The sequence below is a fragment of the uncultured Clostridium sp. genome, assembly GCF_947072515.1.
Taxonomy (GTDB): Bacteria; Bacillota; Clostridia; order Clostridiales; family Clostridiaceae; genus Clostridium.
Genome location: NZ_CAMTIG010000035.1, coordinates 15,904 through 38,239, shown reverse-complemented (window position 1 = coordinate 38,239; position 22,336 = coordinate 15,904). Strand labels below are relative to the sequence as shown.

Below are 22,336 nucleotides of genomic sequence, written 5' to 3'. Positions count from 1 at the left end.
AATTCTGTTTATACAGGAGCAAATGCATTAAATAGTGGATTAGAATCAGCAAAAACAGGAGCAAATGCATTAAGTTCAGGTATAAATTCTGTTTATACAGGAGCAAGTGCATTAAATTCAGGAATAGGAACTGTTTCAAATGGAGTTAATGGATTAAATAGTGGTATATCATCTGCAACTAGTGGAGCTAATAAAGTGAATAACGGATTAGAGTCTGCAAAAACAGGAGCAGAGCAGTTAAGTGCAGGACTTACTAGTGGATATAACAATTTAAATGATAATGTTAAGTTTTCAGCAAGTGCTATGAGTAATTTCATAGCAAGTCCAATAGCATTAAAAACAATTGCAATAAATCCGGTAGATTCTTATGGGGAAGGATTTGCGCCATATTTCATGTGTATTGGATTATGGGTAGGAGCTATGTATGCATATTTTGTTATAAGTGCATTATCAAGAAAATTTGATGGATCATTTAAGAAAAGATTTATTAAATCATTTTCAATTGGAGCAGGTATATGTGCATTACAAGCAATAATAATGAGTGCAGTATTATACTTTGTATTAGACTTAAGCATACAGCACGTAGGGTTATTCTTCTTAGTAAATATACTGACAATTGTAGCCATATACAGCTTATTTAATGGATTGCATTATATAATAACTCCAATTATGAAGGGAGCTATTATGATTCTTATGCTATTTGAGTTTACTTCTTGTGGAGGATCGTATCCAATTGCTATGATGCCGGCTTTCTATAAAGTTGTAAGTAAGTTTGCAATATTAACTTATGGAGTTGGCGGAATGAGAATGGCTATAAGTGGAATAAATAGTAGTGTGTTTAACAAATATATAACTATTTTAATCTTATGTATTGTGATACCAACAATAATAGGATTTATCGTAGGATATATTAGAAATCATATAACTCATAAAAGAGTTTTAAAAGAAAAATCAGAACTTGTAGCAGAAGAAGAATTGTTTAATCAATATGTATAAAATAGACTAAATTTATAGGTGAAATTTAGAAAAGAGAAATTACAGAAAATGTATTTCTCTTTTCTTTTTTTGAAAATAAAATTATATTTAACAATTATTTAAAACATTTACATCCGTATTATGCTTAACTTGAAAAATAATAATATATATTATATTAAAAAAAATAAATAAATTATCTGAAAACTATATATAATAAAACTAATAAATATAATATATATTATGTAAAATTAAAGAAATATATAGAAAAAACTTGAATTTAAGAAATTAGAGTATACTAAATGGTTGAATGGTATATACTATAGGGTTGGAGAGGTATTAATAGTATATACAAGCTGAACGAACTATGGTAAAATAAGAGTGTTATGTAATAGAGATAATAATCTATAAAAAAGTTAAATTAAAACTAGGAGGACATAATAATGAAACAAAATAAAGAACAGCTTATTGAAACAGCTAAAATTATTAGAACAGATATTGTCGAAATGCTTACTGAATCAGCATCAGGACATCCGGGGGGATCATTATCAGCGGCAGATATCGTAACAGCATTATACTTCAATGAAATGAACATAGATCCAAAAAACCCTAAAATGGTGGATAGAGATAGATTTGTACTTTCAAAAGGACATGCGGCACCAGTTCTATATAGTGCATTAGCAAGAAGAGGATTTTTTGATCCAAAAGAATTAATGACTTTAAGAAAAATAAACTCAAATCTACAAGGACATCCAAATATGAATGATGTACCTGGAATTGATATGTCAACAGGGTCATTAGGACAAGGAATTTCAACAGCAGTTGGAATGGCTTTAGGAGCAAAGATAAACGGAGAAAAAAATAGAGTTTATGCTTTACTTGGTGATGGAGAATTAGAAGAAGGTCAAGTATGGGAAGCTGCTATGGCAGGTGCTCAATACAAATTAGATAATTTAACAATATTTATAGATTTTAATGGATTACAAATAGACGGAAAAATAGAAGATGTTATGAACCCAGCACCTATAGATGCTAAATTTGAAGCATTTGGATGGAATGTACTAGTTATAGATGGACATGACTTTGATCAAATATTAGGAGCAATTGAAAAAGCTAAAGCTTGTAGTGGAAAACCAACAGCAATAGTTTGTAAAACAATAAAAGGTAAAGGTGTTTCATTTATGGAAAACCAAGCTGGATGGCATGGAGCAGCACCAAGCAAAGAACAATGTGCACAAGCAATTGCAGAAATTGGAGGGCAAAAATAATGACTAAAATGGCAACTAGAGAAGCTTATGGAAAAGCTTTAAAAGATTTAGCAAGTACTAATAAAAATGTTATAGTTTTAGATGCAGACCTTTCAAAATCAACTAAAACTGCTGATTTTAAAAGTGTAGCACCAGAAAGATTCTTTAATATGGGAATTGCAGAAGGAAACATGATGTCTGTTGCAGCTGGACTTTCAACATGTGGAAAAATACCATATGTAAGTACTTTTGCTATGTTTGCAGCAGGAAGAGCATTTGAACAAATAAGAAACTCAATTTGTTACCCAAGATTAAATGTAAAAATATGTGCAACTCACGCTGGATTAACAGTTGGTGAAGATGGAGCATCACATCAAGCAATTGAAGATATATCACTAATGAGAAGTATTCCAGGAATGACAGTTATAAATCCTTCAGATGCAGTTGAAACTGATGCAGCTATAAAAGCTATAGCTGAAATGAATGGACCATGTTATGTAAGACTTGGAAGAGCAGCAGTTAATATAATAAATGATAGACCAGAATACAAGTTTGAAATTGGTAAAGGAGTTACTTTAAAAGAAGGTAATGATTTAACAATAATAGCAACTGGAATAATGGTTGATGCTGCATTAGAAGCAAGTGAAATATTAAAAGCAGAAGGAATAGATGCAAGAGTTGTAAACATTCATACTATAAAACCAATAGATGTAGAACTTATAACAAAAGCAGCTAAAGAAACTGGAGCAATTGTTACAGCAGAAGAACATAATATAATTGGTGGATTAGGTTCAGCAGTAGCAGAAGTTGTTACTGAAAACTGTCCAGTATCAGTTTTAAGAGTTGGAGTTAAAGATACATTTGGAGAAAGTGGATTACCAAATCAACTTTTAGAAAAGTATGGATTAACAGCAAAAGACATTGTTGAAATGAGTAAAAAGTCACTAAAGTGTAAAAAATAATAATAAAATGTAACAAAAAAGTATAAAATTATGATATAACAGTATAGAGAGACTATGCTGTTATATTTTTTTAGTTGAAAATTAAAGGGAATATTTAAAGGGAAGTTCAATATTTTAAAAGGGGAAAAGAGATGGGGAAAAATATAAAAGAATATGGCATTATAACACTAGGAATGCTTCTTGTAGTTATAGCTATTCAGTTCTTCTTTATACCAAATAAGATTACAGGTGGAGGAGTTACAGGAATAGCAGTAGTTATATGTGAGTATTTCCAAGGATTAAATGTAGGATTAGTAATGGGAGCATTGAATATTCTTCTTTTTATAGTTGCATTTATCTTTATAGGAAAAGATTTTGGTGGAAAAACAATATATGCAGCTATGGGAATATCAGTTTTAAATTGGTTTGCAGAAGCGTTTCTTAAACCGCAGGCAATAACAAATGATTTGATGTTATCAGCTATTACAGGAAGTTTGCTTTTAGGAATTGGTCTTGGAATTGTATTTACACAAGATGCTTCTACTGGTGGGACTGATATAATTGCAAAAATTTTAAATAAGTTTTTTCATATAAATATGGGAAAAGGAATGCAAATGGTAGATATTTTAGTTGTAGTATTTAGTGGTATTACATTTGGTATAGAAAAAGCAATATATGCAGCAATATGTGTATTATTAACTGGAATAATAATAGATAAAGTAATTTCAGGGTATAATACATGTCATCAAGTAATAATATTTACGAATAAAACAAATTATATAAAAGAATATATAATCAAAGAAGTTGATAGAGGCTGTACCATTTTTAATGGGGAAGGTGGATATACAGGCGAAAAGAAAAATGTAATTTATTGTGTATTAGAAAGATCACAATTAATGAAAGTTAGAAGATTCATTAAAGAAAATGAACCGGATGCTTTTATAATAGTAAATGAAGCACATGATGTGTTAGGTAAGGGGTTTGGTAAGATAGAAGGATAAATGAGGAGTGAGGTTATGAAGAAAGGGTTAGTAAAAGATTATGTACTAATAACTATTGGAATAGTATTAGTAGCAATAGGAGTAGAATATTTCTTTGCACCAAATGATTTAGCAGCAGGTGGAATAACAGGTCTTGCAATTATCATAAATAAATATGTACCTTCAATTGGAATAGGAATAATTACATTCATAGTAAATGGTGTTTTGTTTGGAGTAGCATTTTTATTTATAGATGGAAATTTTGGAGGAAGAAGTATATACTCAAGTACATTATTATCTTTAATAATGTGGGCAATTGAAAAATTTTTAAATCCTTTTGCAATAACTCAAGATTTATTTATTGCTACAGTATTTGGAACTATAATTTCAGCGATTGGAATGGCTATAGTTTTTAATGCAAACTCCTCTACTGGAGGAACAGATATAATAGCAAAGCTTATGAATAAATATCTGCATCTTGATATAGGAAAATCACTACTTATTGTAGACTTTATAATTACATTTGTAGCAGCATTAGTATTTGGATTAACGCTAGGGTTTTATGCTATGCTGAGTGTTATTTTATTAGGAATAATGATAGATAAGTTAATTGAAGGCTTAAATGTTTGTAAGCAAGTTATAATAGTAAGTAATGAAAGTGAAGAAATTAGTAAATTTATAATTAAAGAATTAGATAGAGGCTGTACTTGCTTAAAAGGGTTCGGCGGATATTCGAATGATGAAAAATTTGTCATTTATACAGTATTAGATAGAAGTGAGTTTATAAAATTAAAAAATCGTATTAGAGAGATAGATAAACATGCATTTATAACGGTTGGAGAGGTTCATGAAGTTTTTGGAGAAGGCTTTAAAGTGAATGAAAAATAAGTCGAAAAAACTGAAAAAAAGAAAAACTTAATAAAATTTTATAAAATTATGAATAATCTATGTGTTATAATGAAATTTATAATGGACAAGGGCATATAGTTTTTTGCCCAATTCTATAAGGAGTGTAAAATAATGATTGAATTTAAAAGTGTATCAAAGATTTATGATAATAATGTAAAAGCGCTTTCAGATGTTAACGTGACTATAGACTCAGGGGAGTTTGTATTCTTAGTTGGTCCATCTGGTGCAGGGAAATCAACTTTTATAAGAATGTTATTAAAGGAAGTTGATCCTACAAGTGGTACAATAACTGTTACAGAACAAGATTTATCAGAAATTACAAGGGGAAAAATACCATATTACAGAAGAAAAATAGGAATGGTATTCCAAGATTTTAGATTAATTCCTACATTAAACGTATATGAAAATGTTGCATTCGCAATGAAAGTTGTTGAATCATCGCCAAAAGAGATAAGAAGAAGGGTTCCAATGGTACTATCATTGGTTGGATTATCACATAAATACAAAATGTTCCCTAATGAGTTATCAGGAGGAGAGCAACAAAGGGTTTCATTAGCTAGAGCGATAGTTAATAATCCAGCAGTTTTAATTTGTGATGAACCTACAGGAAATCTAGATCCACAAACAGCAAGTGAAATAATGGAACTTTTAGAAGACATTAATTCAGCTGGTACTACTATATTAATGGCAACACATGCTCAAGAGATAGTTAATGACATGAAAAAAAGAGTTATCGCCATTGAAAAAGGTGAAATAGTGAGAGATGAAGAAAGGGGTAGATATACTGATGAAGATTAATACGGTAGGTCATTTTATAGGAGATGCATTTAAAAGCTTAAAAAGAAATAAAACTATTTGCTTAGCATCGGTAATTACAGTATTAATTACTTTCTTTGTACTAGGAATATTCGTTTTAATAAGTAAAAACGTTGGTTTAGCTTTAAACGGTGTTCAATCAAAAGTAGAATTAAAAGTATTTTTACAACAAGATATAGGTGTAGTAGATCAAAGGGATATTGAAATAAAATTAAAAGACATGCCACAAGTTAAAGATGTTCAATATGTATCTAAAGATCAAGCATTTGTTAACTTCCAAAAATCATCACAAAATAATAAAGGATTACTTGAAGGATACAGCCTACAAAACAATCCTTTCCCAGCATCATATACAGTGCAATTAAAAACACCAGAAGATGCACAGACAGTAGTTAATGCTGTACAAAATATGCAAGGGGTAGATCAGGTTGGAAATCAACAAGATCTGATAAATACTATAACTAAGATTGTAAATGTAACAAGAGTTATAGGTGTAATTTTATTCTTGATACTGGTTGGAGTTGCTATATTCTTAATTATGAATACTACAAAACTTACTGTATATTCAAGAAGAAGAGAAGTAGGAATAATGAAGTTTGTTGGAGCAACAGATTGGTTTATTAGATGGCCATTTATCATTGAAGGAATGATTATCGGTATTGTAGGAGCTGTAATAGCGGCGCTGTTTGTTGGCGGAGCATACCAAGCATTCTTCTCATGGATAACAACTAAAATGTTATATGTAGATATAGTAAGTAATACTTATGCATATACACACTTATTATGGGAATTTGCCATAGGTGGAGCTATAGTTGGTGGAGGAGCTAGTTACTTCTCATTAAGAAAATTCTTAGTTGTATAGAAGGATAAAATTTGATTATTTAATAATTAAATTATGTTTTACAATATAATAAAAGAAATGATTTTGAATAAACTATAATGTATAATAAACTCAGTGAGTATAACTCACTGAGTTTTATTTTAAATAAAAGGTGTAAAATTATGGATGTGAAAGGAAGGGTATATGAGACAGAGATGGGTAAAAAGAATAGGGATAGGTGTAGCTGGGATTGCTATTGCAGGAAGTTGTTTTTATTTGGGAAATAAAGCAGCTACTAAGGGGTTTGTTTTTGGGGAAATAAATTCAAAAGTAAAAAATGCGATGAGAGAGGCAAATACCACAGCTAAATATAGTGAGCTATTTGATATTAGAAATGCAATACTTGCAAATTTTGATGGCGAAGTTCCGGATGAAGATTTATTAGAAGGCGCTAAAAAAGGAATGACTAATGCATTAAAAGATCCTTACACAATCTATATGACTGAAGAGGAATATAAAAAGTATAATGAGCAAAATTCAGGAGAGTATGTGGGGATTGGAATTTATATTGGAGTTAAAGATGGGCAAATTGAAGTAGTAAAGCCTTTAGAAAATTCCCCAGCAAAGAAAGATGGGATTTTAGCAGGAGATATATTAGTAAAAGTTGATGGACAAGCTATTGAAGGAGATATAGAAAAAGCAGGTACTTTAATAAAAGGAAAAGCAAATGAAGAAGTAGAATTGGAAATATATAGACCGAAAAATGATGAAATATTAAATTTTAAAATAAAGAGAGCACCAATAGAGACAGAAGATGTAGTAAGCGAAATGCTAGGAAGTGATATTGGGTACATTCAAATTGCATCATTTAATCAAGGCGTAACTAAAGATTTACAAGAAGATATTAAAAGCTTAAAGAGTGAAGGGATGAAAGGATTGATTCTAGACTTGAGAGGAAATCCAGGCGGATATCTTCATGAAGCGGTTGGGGTAGCATCACAATTTATTGAAAAAGGAAAGGATATAACTTATACAATAAATAAATATGATAAGAAATCAGTTGAAGTATCTAAAGGGGGAGAAGCTATCGGCATGCCGTTAGTAGTTTTAATTGATGGTGGAAGTGCAAGTGCATCAGAAGTTGTAACAGGAGCATTGAGAGATTATAAAGTAGCTACGATAGTTGGAACTAATAGTTTTGGAAAAGGTATAGTTCAAGCACCAGTTGAATTTGAAGATGGAAGTGCATTGAAGGTAACTGTATCTAAATACTATACTCCTAATGGTGAAAATATTCATAAGAAAGGAATAGCTCCAGATATTGAAATTGAGGCAGTAGAAAAAGAAGTAAATGCAACCTATAGTAAAGAAAAAGATGCTCAATTAAATAAAGCTATTGAGGCTATGAAAGAAAAAATAAATTAATATAGGAGGAAGATAATGTGGGCTTATTAATCTATACCTTAAAAGCCTTATCATTAGTTATTTTAGATCCATTCTTTTTAGGAATATTCGTAATTCTTGCGATAGTATTTTATTGGAAAAATAGACGAATTTCGATTATGCAAAGGAAAATATCAGGGGAGAGTATAAACTCTCCTCTAGAATTAACATTATCACAGTTTGCATTAGGAATAATAGCAGGAGTTATTTTAGGCATTATATCAAGTGCTTTAGGAATAATATTTAAAGAAAATTCAGGGATACAAGCATTGTTTATAATTTCAATTATATTTATGTTATTAAAACCTAGAATAGCGAGTTATTCATATGGAGCAGCTATTTTAGGAGGAGCGAGTTTATTTTATACACATGTATTGCATAGAGGAACTATAAATACTATATTTAACATAAATATAATTGCATTAATGACATTTATAGGAGTATTACATATAGTAGAAGGAATTTTGGTTATTATAGATGGACGCAAAGGAGCTATTCCAGTTTTCTCTAAACGAAAAGGAATAGTGTATGGAGGATATGCGTTAAGTCGGTATTGGTTTTTGCCTATAAGTATTATGGTTTTTATTCAATCTAACACAGTAAGTTCAGCAACAATTTTAAATGTTAAAGTTCCTAATTGGTGGCCTATAGTAAGAGGGTCAGACACTCTAAGCCTAATAGCTGCATGCACAATTGTAGTGATGACCTTTTATGGAGTTTTTAATTATTCAGGTATAACTTTTACAAAAAATAAAAAAGAAAAAACAAAAGAAGCAGGAATTATAATAATAATTTATGGCATAATTATTACTATAATTTCTGAAGTTGCTAGATTTGGATTATGGGGAGAAATACTAATAGTTATATTAGTACCAACTCTACATGAAGTAATGCTACATTTTCAAAGAAATATGGAAAGAAGAAGAAAACCTATCTTTTATAGTTTTCCGGGACGAGTATGTGTAATAGAAGTAGTCCCTAATTCTATAGCAGATAAAGCTGGAATTAAAGCTGGTGACATAATTAAAAGTATTAATGAAAAAATAGTTGAATCAGAAAAAGAAATTTATAGAATGAAAGATTCGATTATAAATGAAGTGAACTTAACTATAATAAAGAAGTATAAGGAAATTAATATAACTATAGAAAAAAGTGAAAATAAAGGATTAGGAATATTAGTAGTTCCAGTATCTATATTAAATAAAGATAGTTTTACTCAAATATTAAAAGAAAAACAGGAAATATTAAGAGAGAAGAAATAAAGAAAAGATAGATAAAGAGGTGAGATAATGGAGCAAATTTTTAATATAAAATCTGATTTTAAACCTATGGGAGATCAACCCAAAGCCATAGATGAATTAGTTCACTCTATAGATGACGGAAATAAGTATCAAACCCTTTTAGGTGTAACAGGATCTGGAAAAACTTTTACCATGGCAAATATTATTCAAAAGTTAAACAGACCAGCATTAGTTTTAGCACATAATAAAACTTTAGCAGCGCAACTTTGTGCAGAATTTAAAGAGTTTTTTCCAGATGCAATAGTAGAGTACTTTGTTTCTTATTATGATTATTATCAACCAGAGGCGTATGTACCACAAACAGATACATTTATTGAAAAAGATGCATCTATAAATGATGAGATAGATAAATTAAGACATTCTGCTACATCAGCCCTTTTTGAGAGAAGAGATGTTATTATAGTGGCATCAGTTTCTTGTATTTATGGATTAGGAAATCCGGATGAATATAAAAAACTTACTATAAGTCTTAGAAAAGGTATGGAAAAAGAAAGAGATGAAGTTATAAGAAAACTTATAGAGATTCAATATGAGAGAAATGATATAGACTTCTCAAGAGGAACATTTAGAGTAAGGGGAGATTCTTTAGATATTATTCCTGCATCTCAATCTAATAAGGGAATAAGAGTTGAATTTTTTGGTGATGAAATTGAAAGAATAAGAGAATTTGATGTTCTTACAGGGACTATATTAGGTGAAAGAGAGCATGCACATATTATGCCTGCATCCCACTTTGCTGCATCACAAGAAGTTATTGAACAATCAATTGGGAAAATTGAAGATGAACTTGAAAAAAGGCTTGTAGAATTAAATTCTCAAGATAAACTTTTAGAAGCTCAAAGATTAAGACAAAGAACTAATTATGATATAGAAATGATTAGAGAAATGGGATATTGTAGTGGAATAGAAAACTACTCAAGACTTTTAGATGGAAGACCAGCAGGTTCATCTCCTAAAACTCTAATAGACTATTTCCCAGATGATTATTTAATGTTTATAGATGAAAGTCATGTTACATTACCGCAAGTTAGAGCAATGTATGCAGGAGATAAGTCAAGAAAGGATTCATTAATTGAATATGGATTTAGATTACCTTGTGCATATGATAATAGACCTTTAAAGTTTGAAGAGTTTGAAGAGAAAATAAATCAAGTAGTATTTGTAAGTGCTACACCAGGAAAATATGAAGCAGAACATGAAAAAGTAGTAGCAGAACAAATAATTAGACCAACAGGACTTTTAGATCCACCTATAGAAATAAGACCTGTAACAGGACAAATTGATGATTTATATAGTGAAATATTAAAGAATACAAAAAGAGGATTTAGAACACTTATTACAACATTAACTAAAAAGATGTCAGAAGATTTGACTAAGTACCTAATTGAACTAGGAGTTAAAACTACCTATATGCATTCAGAGATAGATACTATAGAAAGAATGAAAATTATAAGAGATTTAAGACTTGGAGAATATGATGTATTAGTAGGAATTAACCTTTTAAGAGAAGGGTTAGATATTCCAGAAGTTGCATTAGTTGCAATTTTAGATGCAGATAAAGAAGGATTTTTAAGATCAGAAACATCTATGGTACAGACAATAGGTAGAGCGGCAAGAAATGCAGATAGTAAAGTAATAATGTATGCAGATAGAATAACTGGTTCTATGGATAGAGCAATAAAAGAGACTAATAGAAGACGAGATATTCAAATGCAATATAATGAAGAGCATGGAATAATACCTAAGACTATAATTAAGGATGTTAGAGATGTTATAGAGGCAACTAAAGTTTCAGAAGATGAAGCTAAATATGAAATTCAGGAAGAAAAGAAATTAACGAAAAAAGAAAAAGATAAGTTAGTTAGAGAATATACAGATGAAATGATGTTAGCAGCTAAAAATCTTCAATTTGAAAGAGCTGCAGAACTTAGAGATATTATAGAGAAATTAAAGTAAAGAGGAACTCGTTAGAGTTCTTTTTTATTTTAATTAAATTTTAGATATGTTAAGAGATTTTGGTAAAAAAGGTTTATTGCGTGGGAAATAATGTAGAAAATTTAGATATTATGTAATGAAGTGTGGATTGTTAACGGGTTGTTTATAGAAAATACTTTGATTGTCAAAATATTTCTATTATAATCGGAAAGTATAAAATATTTATAGATAGGTGATGAGATGAAAAATTTGAAAAAAGTATGGAGAACTTTAGTAATATTAGGAATAATATTAGGATTAGTTATATCATTTATAATGCAAGTATGGATTAAGCCTGATATAGTAAATCCAATTGGAAGAGTTCTAGGATACTTTGATTACTTTACACAATGGAGTAATATTTTTGTATTAACTTGGTTTATTAATGATACGTTTTTAGATAATAAAATAAAATTCTTCAATAGAAGAGGTGTTAGAGGAGCAATTACATTATATATATGTGTTGCAGCAGCAGTATTTTGGTTAATATTAAATGCACAATGGCATCAAGTTGGATGGGATAAATTTGAAACATATATATTACATGGATTTACACCAATAACATTTATTCTTGATTGGTTATTCTTCTATCCAAAAGGAACTTATAAATTTAAGCAAATTCCTAAATGGGAAATATGGCCAATTGGGTATATGATATTTGCAATAGTGATGGGAAAAATCACAGGATACTTTCCATACTCATTCTTTAATATTGATAAAATGAGTACATCGGAATTTATTTCTTCAATGAAATATGTTGTACTAGCCTTTATAATATTGGCAATAATTATAGTAGCAATAGATAGGCTACTTTATGCTATAAATAAGGCAAGAGGAAAAGAACTAGATTTAAGCTTTTTAGAAGAACATGATGAAGAACTAGTAGCCTAAAGAGGATTCGCTTTATAGCGAATCTTTTTTTGATTGTGAAAAGATAAATATTTAATAGGATAAAATATAGATTTTCAAAGTTACAATGTACTATAATTAATAAAATGATATAATTTAAAATATATTATATATATCTAGGAGGAAATTATGAAAGAAGTAAATATTGAAGAAATAAGGGAAAAAGCTGAAGGATATTACCAAAGAGGAGAATTTTTCTGTTCAGAGGCTATCGTTAAAGTTTTAAAAGATGAGTTTATGCCAGAATTAAGTGATGATGTAGTTAAAATGGCATCAGGATTTCCAGTAGGAATGGGAAGAGCAGGATGTACATGTGGAGCTTTAACAGGTGGAATAATGATTCTTGGAATGATGTTTGGAAGAAGTAAAGCAAGTGGTCCTGAAACTGATAAAGCAATGGCATTAACTAAAGAGTTACATGATATATTTAGAGAAAAAAATAAAAGTACATGTTGTAGAGTTCTAACTAGAGGAATGACTTTAGGAACACCAGAACATAAAGTACAATGTGTAAGATTCACAGGTGAAGTTGCAGAAGAAGTTGCAAAAATGATAATAAGAGAAATGAACTAATATTTAAGTAAAATACTTAAAGTTAAAAGAATATTTAATAAAGAAACTGGGCTTTGTCCAGTTTTTTTTGTTGTGCTATAATTAGCAAATGAGGAAAAAAATTTTTGAATAGTAGGGGCTATATTTGTATTAAATACATAGTAAAAGCTTAAAATAAATATATATAGAAAGAGAGGCAAGGATATGAAAGATAAGATAATTATAAAAGGTGCTAAAGTACATAACTTAAAAAATGTAGATTTAGAAATTCCAAGAGATAAATTAATAGTGTTTACAGGACTTTCAGGTTCAGGTAAATCATCGTTAGCATTTGATACTCTATATGCAGAAGGCCAAAGAAGATATGTAGAATCTCTTTCGGCTTACGCAAGACAGTTTTTAGGACAAATGAATAAACCGGATGTTGAATACATAGAGGGCTTATCACCAGCAATATCAATAGATCAAAAAACAACAAGTAAGAATCCAAGATCTACTGTTGGAACTATAACTGAAATATATGATTACTTAAGATTATTATATGCAAGAATAGGTATTCCACATTGTCCTAAGTGTGGAAAGGTTATAAGTCAACAATCTATAGATCAAATAATAGATCAAGTAATGGGATTAGAGGATAAAACAAAGATTCAAATTTTATCTCCTATAATAAGAGGAAGAAAAGGAACTCATGAAAAAGTTTTAGAAAATATAAAGAAAAATGGTTTTGTGAGAGTTCGTGTTGATGGAGAGATTTATGAGATTGGTGAAGAGGAAATAAATCTTGAAAAAAATAAAAAACATAATATTGAAGCAATAGTGGATAGATTAGTTATAAAAGAAGGCATTGAAGGAAGACTTTCAGATTCTATTGAAACAGCATTAAAATTAGGAGAAGGACTAGTTATAGTAAATGTAATTGGTGGAGATGATAAACTTTATAGTGAAAAATTCTCTTGCCCTGAGTGTGGAATAAGTATAGAAGAATTAGCACCAAGAATGTTTTCATTTAACTCTCCTTTTGGTAAATGTGATTATTGTGATGGACTTGGAACTTTAATTGAAATAGATGAAGATTTAGTTATTCCAGATAGAGGTTTAAGCATTATGGAAGGTGCAATAGCATCTTGGGGGGAAGGAAGAACTAAGGATGATTCATGGACATTTGCAATTTTAAAATCTTTAAGTAAGAAACATAAATTTGATTTAAAAACTCCAATTAAAGATTTAGATAGAAAAATAGTAGATATAATACTTCATGGAACAGATGGAGAAAGAGTTAAAGTTGATTATGTTAAAGATGGAATAAAAGCAACATATAATGTTGCCTGGGAAGGAGAAATAAATTCTCTTCACAGAAGATATATGGAAACAAACTCAGATATTATTAAAGGTGAAATAGAACAATATATGAGCGATAATCATTGTCCTAAATGTAAAGGAGCAAGACTTAAAAAAGAAACACTAGCTGTTACGATTGGAGATAAAAATATATATGAGTTCACTACAATGCCTATTAGAGATGAATTAGAATTTATAAATAAGGTTAAATTAAGTGAAAAAGAAATGATAATAAGTGACCAGATAGTAAAAGAGATAAGAAGTAGACTAGAATTTCTTATTAATGTAGGTCTTGATTATTTAAATCTTTCAAGAAGTTCTGGAACTTTATCAGGTGGTGAATCACAAAGAATAAGACTTGCAACACAAATTGGATCGGCACTTATGGGAGTTTTATATATTCTTGATGAACCGAGTATAGGACTACATCAAAGAGATAATGATAGACTTATAGGAACTTTAAAACATCTTAGAGATGTTGGAAATACTGTTATAGTTGTTGAACATGATGAAGATACTATGAGAGAATCAGATTTTATAGTAGATATTGGACCAGGTGCAGGAGAACATGGTGGAAAAGTAGTTGCAGCAGGAACACTAGAAGAAATCATGAAAAATGATAACTCTATAACAGCGCAATATTTAACTGGAAAGAAAAAAGTTGAATTACCTAAGGAAAGAAGAAAGGGTAATGGACAAAAAATATCAATAATAAAAGCAAATGAAAATAATTTGAAAAATGTATCAGTTGATTTTAATTTAGCAACGCTTACTATGGTTACAGGCGTATCTGGATCAGGAAAGAGTACTTTAGTTAATGAAATTCTTTATAAAGGATTAAATAAAATAGTTAATAGAAGTAAAAATCCTGTGGGGATGCATAAAGAAATAAAAGGAGCAGAAAATATAGATAAGATAATTGCTATAGATCAAAGCCCTATTGGAAGAACACCTCGTTCAAACCCTGCAACATATACAGGAACATTTGATATAATAAGAGAGCTTTTTTCACAAACACCAGAAGCTAAGATGAGAGGCTATAAACCAGGAAGATTTAGTTTTAATGTTAAAGGTGGAAGATGTGAAGCATGTACTGGAGATGGAATTATAAAAATTGAAATGCAATTCTTATCAGATGTTTATGTTCCTTGTGAAGTATGTAAGGGAAAAAGGTATAATAGAGAAACTTTAGAAGTAAAATACAAAGGGAAAACTATTGATGATATTTTAAATATGACAGTAGAAGATGCATTAGAGTTCTTCCAAAGTATTCCTAGAATAAAGAATAAATTACAAACTTTATTTGATGTAGGACTAGGATATATAAGGCTTGGTCAACCATCTACTCAATTATCAGGAGGAGAAGCTCAAAGAATTAAATTGGCATATGAGTTATCAAAAAGAAGTACAGGAAAGACTCTGTATATTTTAGATGAACCAACTACAGGATTACATGTAGATGATGTTAATAGATTAGTGTCAATTCTTCAAAGATTAGTTGATAGTGGAAATACAGCGGTTGTGATAGAACATAATTTAGATATGATAAAATGCGCAGATTATATAATAGATTTAGGGCCAGAAGGTGGAGAAAAAGGTGGAAATATTGTATACTCAGGAAAGCTAGAGGGAATAACTAAGGAAAAACTATCATATACAGGAAAGTATTTAACAAAAATTCTAAAATAGATAAAAAAACCAAGCAAATGTTAAGTTTAATAAAATATTAACATAATTGCTTGGTTAAATTAATATAAAATAAAATGTAAGATAAAAGTATGAATTAAACGCAAATTTAGTGTATAATCTAAAAGATAAAGTAATATGAGGTGAAGATATGATCAGTTTTGAAAGATTTATAGGAGGCGTTTTTGGAATTTTCTTTATTTTAATATTATTCATCATAATTATATCGGCATTAAAAATTATGGCTAAAGATGTTAAGAGTGGTGAAAAAAGAAAATCGACTGCAAATAAAAAACATCATGGAATTGAAGTTGTAAAAGCAGGCAAGAATGTAAATCTTAAAGTTGGAACCATCGTACCTATTAAAGTTATTACTACTATAGGTAGAGGTGAAGACTGCTCAATAGTTTTAAGTGATAATTATGCATCAACAAAACATGCAAGAATAGTCGTTAAAAATAATATTTTAATACTTGAGGATTTAGGGAGCACAAATGGTACTTACTTAAATGGAGAAAAAATAAAAGGAAGAGTAAAACTTTTTACAAGAGATGAAATACGGGTAGGAACGGCTGTATTTAAAGTATTAGCTTAAGATGATTGAGGTGAAAAAATGAAAAGAAGTAAGACAGCAATAGGAATATTAATTCTTGCTTATTTGCTATGTATGGGAATGTTTCTAAATATAGCTATTTTAAAAACACCTATGAATATGCAAGCAATTTATATTGGATTGGGAATATGTGCTTTAATTGGAGTAGCATATTTTATTGTTAGAAAGGCATGCCCAAATGGAGATAAATTTATCTTCTTATTTGCATGTATAGAATGCATAATAGGAATGGGAATGTTATATAGACTACATCCTAAAGATGGAATAAAACAATTAGCTTGGTTTGTAGTAGGACTTGTGGTATTTCTTGTTGTTATAAAATTTTTACCAGATTTCAGGCAATTTACAAAATATAAAAAGATATATTTAATTGCAGTATTAGCATTTATGCCTATGGCACTTGTATTTGGTAGAGATGTAATGGGAGCAAGAAACTGGGTTTTCATTGGAGGATTCAGTTTTCAGCCATCAGAATTTGGGAAAATAGCTCTTGTTTTATATTTAGCATCTGCACTTAGAGGATTTAAAAACTCTACAGCAAAAGAAAATATAAAACAGATATTAGTACCGGGAATTGTAGTTATGTATTCATTGGGATGCATGGTGTTACAAAATGACTTAGGTTCAGCATTGATTTTCTTTGGAATATCAGTAACTATGTTATTTATAGCAACTGCAAAGAAAAAATACATAGCACTGTGTTTGGGATTAGCAGCAATAGGTTCATATGGAGCTTATAAAGTAATTCCACACGTTACACTTAGAGTAGAAATATGGTTACATCCATGGCAATATGCTCAAGGAAAAAGTTATCAATTAGTTCAAGGATTCTATGCAATAGCATCAGGTGGAGCTTTAGGATCGGGACTTGGTCAAGGATATCCAGGATTTGTTCCAGTTAATACAACAGACTTTATTTTTGCAGTTATTTGTGAAGAATTAGGAATTGTATTTGGAATAGGAATGATAATTATATTCTTCTTATTATTCTATAGATCTATAAGAACTGCTTTTGTAACAGATAATGACTTTTTACAATTAGCAGCTGTTGGATTTAGTGCAATGTTTGCATGTCAAGTGCTTGTTATTATCGGTGGAATATTTGCAGTTATACCACTTACAGGTATAGCGCTACCCTTCGTAGGATATGGGGGAACATCAATGATTACCAGTATGTTTGCACTAGGAATACTTCAGAAAATTTCTGAGGAGGGGTAAAATAGAATGAATAATGATTTAAAGAAAAATGTTACGAAAGTAATGGTAGTATTTCTTTTCTTATTTATAGGACTTATTTCTTATATAGCATACTTCCAAACATTCAAGGCGTATGATATAGCTAATAAGCCTGGAAATCCTATAACAAAAGCAGAAACCAATGGAGTTCTTAGAGGAACGATTTATGATAGTGAAATGCAACCATTAACTAAAACAGTTAGAACAGGACCAATGAGCCAAAAGGTAGAATATTTATATAATGGGCTTTTTGCACATACAGTTGGATATACTAGTGATATATTTGGATCATATGGATTGGAAAGTGTATATAATAAACAATTACAGAGTTACAACAGTACAAGAACTAGCATGAAAACATTATTAACTAATTTTAGTTGGCAAAATTTAAAAGATATGTTCTTTGAAAGAAATAATAAGCAAGAACAAATAGGAAATAGTGTTGTAACTACATTAAATATGAATGTACAAAAAGCAATGCAAGATGCACTTGGTGATCAAAAAGGAGCAGCTGTAGCGATTGATCCTAAAACAGGAGAAGTTATAGGAATGTATTCATCACCAACGTTTAATCCTAATAATTTAGCTGAAGAGATGAAAAAAGCAAATGCAGGAAGTGCTGATAATAGTCCGCTTATGAATAGAGCAACTCAAGGACTATTCCCACCAGGATCAACATTTAAAGTTGTAACATCAACATCGGCTTTAGATAATATTCCAGGTGTAACATCAGAAATTTTCCATGACACTGGAGAAATTAAATTCCCTAATGGCCAAACAATTCATAATAATGATGGAGAAGTTGATGGGAATATTGATTTAAGAAGAGCATTTGTTTTATCTAGTAATGTTGTATTTGGAACAGTTGCAATGGAACTTGGAAATGATAAGCTTAGACAAACAGCAGAAGCATTTGGATTTAATAGTCAAATACCATCAGTTGGATTTACTATAACACCAAGTCAATTCCCTAAATACGAAAGTTGGGATGTTGGATTAATAGCTCAATCAGGATTCGGTCAAGCAGGAGTTTTAGCAACTCCAATTCAAATGGCACTTGTAGCAAGTACTGTTGCAAATGGCGGAGTAATGATGGAACCAAGACTTGTAAGTAAAATAATTAATGAACAAGGTCAAACAGTTCAGGAATTTGGAAATCAACAATATAGACGTGTAATGTCTGAAAGTGATGCAAATACAATTAGAGGCTTTATGACTAGTGTAACTCAAAATAATATGGCAGGTGGATTTTGGCCATTCTTTAAAGGATATGATGTAGCAACTAAAACAGGAACAGCTACTCAAAAAGGAAAGAAACCATATTCATGGCTTGAAGGATTTGCACCAGCAAACAATCCAAAAATTGCATTTGCAGTTTGTGTAGAAGGTGGAGGATATGGAGCAGGAGCTGCTTCAGATGTAGCAGGCGCAATGTTACATGCATATTTTAATAATAACCCACCACAATAAACTTTGAGTGATAGAGGGGAATCAAAATGATTTCCCTCTATTTTATATAAATAATTAAAATAGATGAATAAAAATGAAGAAAAGTGTTTTCAAGCAAAGTAAAGTGTGTTTTAATTAATTTGTAATTTAATGTATAATGTGATAGAAAAGGAGGGGTTTAAAATGTTTGATTTTGAATATCATTTAAAAATGCTCCCTGAGAAGCCAGGAGTTTATTTGATGAAGAATAAACTAGGTGAAGTCATTTATGTAGGTAAAGCTAAAATTCTTAAAAATAGAGTAAGGCAATATTTTCAGAATTCTAAAAATCATTCTGAAAAAGTGCGTGCTATGGTTAAGAATATCCATGAATTTGAATATATAGTTACAGATTCAGAAATGGAAGCACTAATATTAGAATGCAATTTAATAAAAAAATATAGCCCTAAATATAACATATTACTGAAAGATGATAAATTCTATCCTTTTATAAAAATTACGACAAATGAGGATTTTCCAAGAGTTTTTGTAACAAGAAACTTTTCGAAAGATGGAAATAAATACTTTGGACCATATACAGATGGGAGTGCAGTTTATGAAACAATAAACTTAATAAGAAAGGTATTTCCTCTTAGAACTTGTAAAAAAAGCATAATAGTAGGTGAGGCACCAACAAGACCTTGTTTAAATTATCATATAAAAAAATGCATGTCTCCTTGTGGAGGTCATATATCAAAAGAAGAATATATGAAAATAATTTATGCTATTATTGATATTTTAAATGGAAAAGATAAAATAATAATGGTAGATTTAAAAGAAAAGATGGAAGAGGCAAGTTCTAAATTTGAATTTGAAAAAGCAGCAGTATTTAGAGATAAAATTATAGCAATTGAAACATTAGTACAAAAGCAAAAAATGTTTAAAGTAACAGAGGGCGATGAAGATTTTATAAATTTACATAGGGATGAGAAAGACAGTTGTGTTCAGATATTTTTCTTAAGGGATGGTAAGATAACAGGAAGAGAACATTTTATATTAGAAAATACATTTGAAGAACAAGATGGTAAAATCTTATCTCAATTCATAGTTAACTTCTATAATGGGACAGCAATGGCATCTAAAAATATATATGTGCCTAATATTGAAGATAAAGAAGTCTTAGAAGAATTTTTAACCATAAAAAGAGGTAGTAAAGTAAATATAAAAATACCTCAAAAAGGTGAAAAGAAAAGTATGCTAGAGATGGTTGAAGAAAATGCTAAGATAACCTTAGAAAAATTCAAAGATAAAATATTAAAAGAAAAAGAAACAAATAGAAATTCATTAACTGAATTAGCGGAGATATTAGGACTAGAAATATTTCCACATAGAATTGAAGCTTATGATATATCAAATATCCAAGGGGTGGATTCTGTTGGAAGTATGATAGTATTTGAAGATGGAAAAGCAAAAAATAGTGATTATAGAAGATTTAAAATAAAAACTGTAAAAGGTGCCAATGATTATGATAGTATGAGAGAAATACTGTCTAGAAGATTTAAGCATGGATTAAAAGAAATTAAAGAAATTCAAAGTAGAAATTTACAATTTTCAAAAGGAAAGTTTTCAAATTTTCCAGATTTAATAGTTATGGATGGTGGAAAAGGGCAAGTTAATATTGCTTTAGAAGTATTGAGAGAATTAGATATAAATATAGAGGTATGTGGTTTAGTTAAAGATGATAAGCATAATACAAGGGGTATAATTTACAATAATGAAGAATACTTAATAAAAAGTAACTCAGAATTAATGCAGATGCTTAGACGAATTGGAGACGAAGTTCATAGATTTGCTATAACATATCATAGAAGTTTAAGAGATAAAAGAACTTTACATTCTGTCCTAGATGATATACCATATATAGGGAATAAGAGAAGGAAAGAATTACTTCTTAAATTTGGCAGTGTAGATAATATAAAAAATGCAACCATAGAACAACTATTAGAAACACCTGGAATTAATAAAAAAGCAGCTGAAAGTATAATAGGATACTTTAATATTGGAAAGCAAAAAAGTGAGTAGATTAATTGTAACCATATTGAAGTTGTTTTAATTTAAAATTTAGAATATACTATAAAAATATAACAGTAATGAGGAGTTTAAGGATGAATAAGTATAAAGAGTTATTCAATGAAGTATTTTCAGAAAATCAAATAGAATTTAACGCTTTAATGAGCGAGCATATATATTTTAAAGTTGGGGGTCCTGTAGATGTACTTTTAGTGCCAAAAACTATAGAGCAAGTAATTGAAGCATTAAGAATATGTAAAGAAAATGATATTCCTTACTATGTTATTGGAAATGGGTCAAACCTTTTAGTTAAAGATGGAGGGTTAGATGGTGTAGTTATTAAGTTAACTGAGCTAAAGGACCTAAAGATTAGTGGGGATGTAATAGAGGCACAATGTGGAGTATTATTAAAAGATGTAAGTAAACTTGCATTAGAAAATTCTTTAACAGGATTTGAGTTTGCATGTGGAATACCTGGATCTGTAGGTGGAGCGGTATACATGAATGCAGGTGCATATTTAGGAGAAATTTCACAAGTTATCGAAAGTGCTACAGTTTTAGATGAGGACGGGAATATAAAATCTTACAATAATGAAGAATTAGAATTAGGGTATAGAACATCAAAAGTTATGCAAGAAAGTGAAATAGTCTTAAGTGCAAAATTCAAATTAACTAAAGGTGAGTTCAATAAAATAAAAGATAGAATAGATGACTTAACTTATAAAAGAGAGTCAAAGCAACCTTTAGAGTATCCTTCAGCAGGAAGTACATTTAAAAGACCAGAAGGTCATTTTGCAGGAAAATTAATTCAAGATGCAGGATTAAAGGGATTTGAATTAGGTGGAGCGGCAGTTTCAGGTAAACACTCAGGTTTTGTAATAAATAAAGGTGGAGCTACAGCAAAAGATATACTTGATTTAATAAAATATATTCAAGATGAAGTTAAAAAGCAATTTGATGTAGAACTTCAACCAGAAGTAAGAATTATTGGGAAAGAGTAGATCTTGAATTTATAATTAACAAAAGGATGCACATTAATGTGTATCCTTTTTTATTGGGGGGAAATTCAGAAGAAATAAGTTTAAAAATATAGTTGGG

Annotated in this window: 18 protein-coding genes; all 18 read left to right on the top strand. The window is 29.8% G+C overall.

Going from position 1 to position 22,336, the window contains the following annotated elements:
- The coding region (locus tag Q0W06_RS12870) for a YhgE/Pip family protein (RefSeq protein ID WP_297636234.1) at positions 1–996 on the top strand (996 nt) is incomplete at its 5' end.
- Positions 997–1,415: 419 nt separating this feature from the next.
- Complete coding sequence (locus tag Q0W06_RS12865; RefSeq protein ID WP_297636232.1) at positions 1,416–2,240, top strand: transketolase; 825 nt, start codon at positions 1,416–1,418, stop codon at positions 2,238–2,240.
- On the top strand, positions 2,237–3,181 hold the full coding sequence (locus Q0W06_RS12860) for a transketolase family protein (protein ID WP_297636237.1): 945 nt from the start codon (positions 2,237–2,239) through the stop codon (positions 3,179–3,181). Before Q0W06_RS12865 ends, Q0W06_RS12860 begins: the two co-directional genes overlap by 4 nt.
- A 131-nt stretch (positions 3,182–3,312) precedes the next feature.
- On the top strand, positions 3,313–4,161 hold the full coding sequence (locus Q0W06_RS12855) for a YitT family protein (protein WP_297636229.1): 849 nt from the start codon (positions 3,313–3,315) through the stop codon (positions 4,159–4,161).
- Between the two features lie 15 nt (positions 4,162–4,176).
- Positions 4,177–5,028 carry a YitT family protein gene (locus Q0W06_RS12850; RefSeq protein WP_297636226.1) on the top strand — a complete coding sequence of 284 codons (852 nt, stop codon included), beginning with the start codon at positions 4,177–4,179 and terminating at the stop codon, positions 5,026–5,028.
- Between the two features lie 132 nt (positions 5,029–5,160).
- Complete coding sequence (gene ftsE, locus Q0W06_RS12845) at positions 5,161–5,847, top strand: cell division ATP-binding protein FtsE (protein ID WP_297636223.1); 687 nt, start codon at positions 5,161–5,163, stop codon at positions 5,845–5,847.
- Positions 5,837–6,727, top strand: a complete 891-nt coding sequence (gene ftsX, locus Q0W06_RS12840; protein WP_297636220.1) for a permease-like cell division protein FtsX — start codon at positions 5,837–5,839, stop codon at positions 6,725–6,727. The genes ftsE and ftsX overlap by 11 nt, the downstream gene beginning before the upstream one ends.
- 162 nt (positions 6,728–6,889) lie before the next feature.
- A complete protein-coding gene (locus tag Q0W06_RS12835; protein ID WP_297636217.1) occupies positions 6,890–8,110 on the top strand; it encodes a S41 family peptidase in 1,221 nt (406 codons plus the stop codon).
- Positions 8,111–8,127: 17 nt separating this feature from the next.
- Positions 8,128–9,390: a PDZ domain-containing protein gene (locus Q0W06_RS12830; RefSeq protein WP_297636214.1), complete on the top strand. Its 1,263-nt coding sequence runs from the start codon at positions 8,128–8,130 to the stop codon at positions 9,388–9,390.
- Positions 9,391–9,417: 27 nt separating this feature from the next.
- The gene (gene uvrB, locus Q0W06_RS12825) at positions 9,418–11,385 is read left to right on the top strand and encodes an excinuclease ABC subunit UvrB (RefSeq protein ID WP_297636211.1); all 1,968 of its coding nucleotides are present in this window, start codon (positions 9,418–9,420) and stop codon (positions 11,383–11,385) included.
- A gap of 219 nt (positions 11,386–11,604) precedes the next feature.
- Positions 11,605–12,294, top strand: a complete 690-nt coding sequence (locus Q0W06_RS12820) for a Pr6Pr family membrane protein (protein ID WP_297636208.1) — start codon at positions 11,605–11,607, stop codon at positions 12,292–12,294.
- A 147-nt stretch (positions 12,295–12,441) separates the two neighbouring features.
- The gene (locus Q0W06_RS12815) at positions 12,442–12,885 is read left to right on the top strand and encodes a C-GCAxxG-C-C family protein (RefSeq protein WP_297636205.1); all 444 of its coding nucleotides are present in this window, start codon (positions 12,442–12,444) and stop codon (positions 12,883–12,885) included.
- Between the two features lie 183 nt (positions 12,886–13,068).
- Positions 13,069–15,894, top strand: coding sequence for an excinuclease ABC subunit UvrA (gene uvrA, locus Q0W06_RS12810; RefSeq protein WP_297636202.1), 2,826 nt, complete (start codon positions 13,069–13,071; stop codon positions 15,892–15,894).
- Between the two features lie 148 nt (positions 15,895–16,042).
- Positions 16,043–16,486: an FHA domain-containing protein gene (locus Q0W06_RS12805; RefSeq protein ID WP_297636199.1), complete on the top strand. Its 444-nt coding sequence runs from the start codon at positions 16,043–16,045 to the stop codon at positions 16,484–16,486.
- 18 nt (positions 16,487–16,504) lie between these two features.
- Complete coding sequence (locus tag Q0W06_RS12800) at positions 16,505–17,722, top strand: FtsW/RodA/SpoVE family cell cycle protein (protein ID WP_297636196.1); 1,218 nt, start codon at positions 16,505–16,507, stop codon at positions 17,720–17,722.
- Positions 17,723–17,728: 6 nt separating this feature from the next.
- Positions 17,729–19,210 (top strand): penicillin-binding protein 2, encoded by a 1,482-nt coding sequence (locus Q0W06_RS12795; RefSeq protein ID WP_297636193.1) that lies wholly within the window; start codon positions 17,729–17,731, stop codon positions 19,208–19,210.
- Positions 19,211–19,372: 162 nt separating this feature from the next.
- Entirely contained in the window at positions 19,373–21,250 is a 1,878-nt protein-coding gene (gene uvrC / locus Q0W06_RS12790) for an excinuclease ABC subunit UvrC (RefSeq protein WP_297636189.1), read from the top strand.
- 83 nt (positions 21,251–21,333) lie between these two features.
- Positions 21,334–22,239: a UDP-N-acetylmuramate dehydrogenase gene (murB, locus tag Q0W06_RS12785; protein ID WP_297636185.1), complete on the top strand. Its 906-nt coding sequence runs from the start codon at positions 21,334–21,336 to the stop codon at positions 22,237–22,239.
- Positions 22,240–22,336: the final 97 nt, after the last annotated feature.

Excerpts from the sequence above, each read along its gene's own strand:
- Q0W06_RS12865 (WP_297636232.1), top strand. The coding sequence starts at position 1,416 with ATGAAACAAAATAAAGAACAGCTTATTGAAACAGCTAAAATTATTAGA.
- Q0W06_RS12855 (WP_297636229.1), top strand. The coding sequence starts at position 3,313 with ATGGGGAAAAATATAAAAGAATATGGCATTATAACACTAGGAATGCTT.
- Q0W06_RS12850 (WP_297636226.1), top strand. The coding sequence starts at position 4,177 with ATGAAGAAAGGGTTAGTAAAAGATTATGTACTAATAACTATTGGAATA.
- ftsE (WP_297636223.1), top strand. The coding sequence starts at position 5,161 with ATGATTGAATTTAAAAGTGTATCAAAGATTTATGATAATAATGTAAAA.
- ftsX (WP_297636220.1), top strand. The coding sequence starts at position 5,837 with ATGAAGATTAATACGGTAGGTCATTTTATAGGAGATGCATTTAAAAGC.
- Q0W06_RS12835 (WP_297636217.1), top strand. The coding sequence starts at position 6,890 with ATGAGACAGAGATGGGTAAAAAGAATAGGGATAGGTGTAGCTGGGATT.
- uvrB (WP_297636211.1), top strand. The coding sequence starts at position 9,418 with ATGGAGCAAATTTTTAATATAAAATCTGATTTTAAACCTATGGGAGAT.
- Q0W06_RS12820 (WP_297636208.1), top strand. The coding sequence starts at position 11,605 with ATGAAAAATTTGAAAAAAGTATGGAGAACTTTAGTAATATTAGGAATA.
- Q0W06_RS12815 (WP_297636205.1), top strand. The coding sequence starts at position 12,442 with ATGAAAGAAGTAAATATTGAAGAAATAAGGGAAAAAGCTGAAGGATAT.
- uvrA (WP_297636202.1), top strand. The coding sequence starts at position 13,069 with ATGAAAGATAAGATAATTATAAAAGGTGCTAAAGTACATAACTTAAAA.
- Q0W06_RS12805 (WP_297636199.1), top strand. The coding sequence starts at position 16,043 with ATGATCAGTTTTGAAAGATTTATAGGAGGCGTTTTTGGAATTTTCTTT.
- Q0W06_RS12800 (WP_297636196.1), top strand. The coding sequence starts at position 16,505 with ATGAAAAGAAGTAAGACAGCAATAGGAATATTAATTCTTGCTTATTTG.
- Q0W06_RS12795 (WP_297636193.1), top strand. The coding sequence starts at position 17,729 with ATGAATAATGATTTAAAGAAAAATGTTACGAAAGTAATGGTAGTATTT.
- uvrC (WP_297636189.1), top strand. The coding sequence starts at position 19,373 with ATGTTTGATTTTGAATATCATTTAAAAATGCTCCCTGAGAAGCCAGGA.
- murB (WP_297636185.1), top strand. The coding sequence starts at position 21,334 with ATGAATAAGTATAAAGAGTTATTCAATGAAGTATTTTCAGAAAATCAA.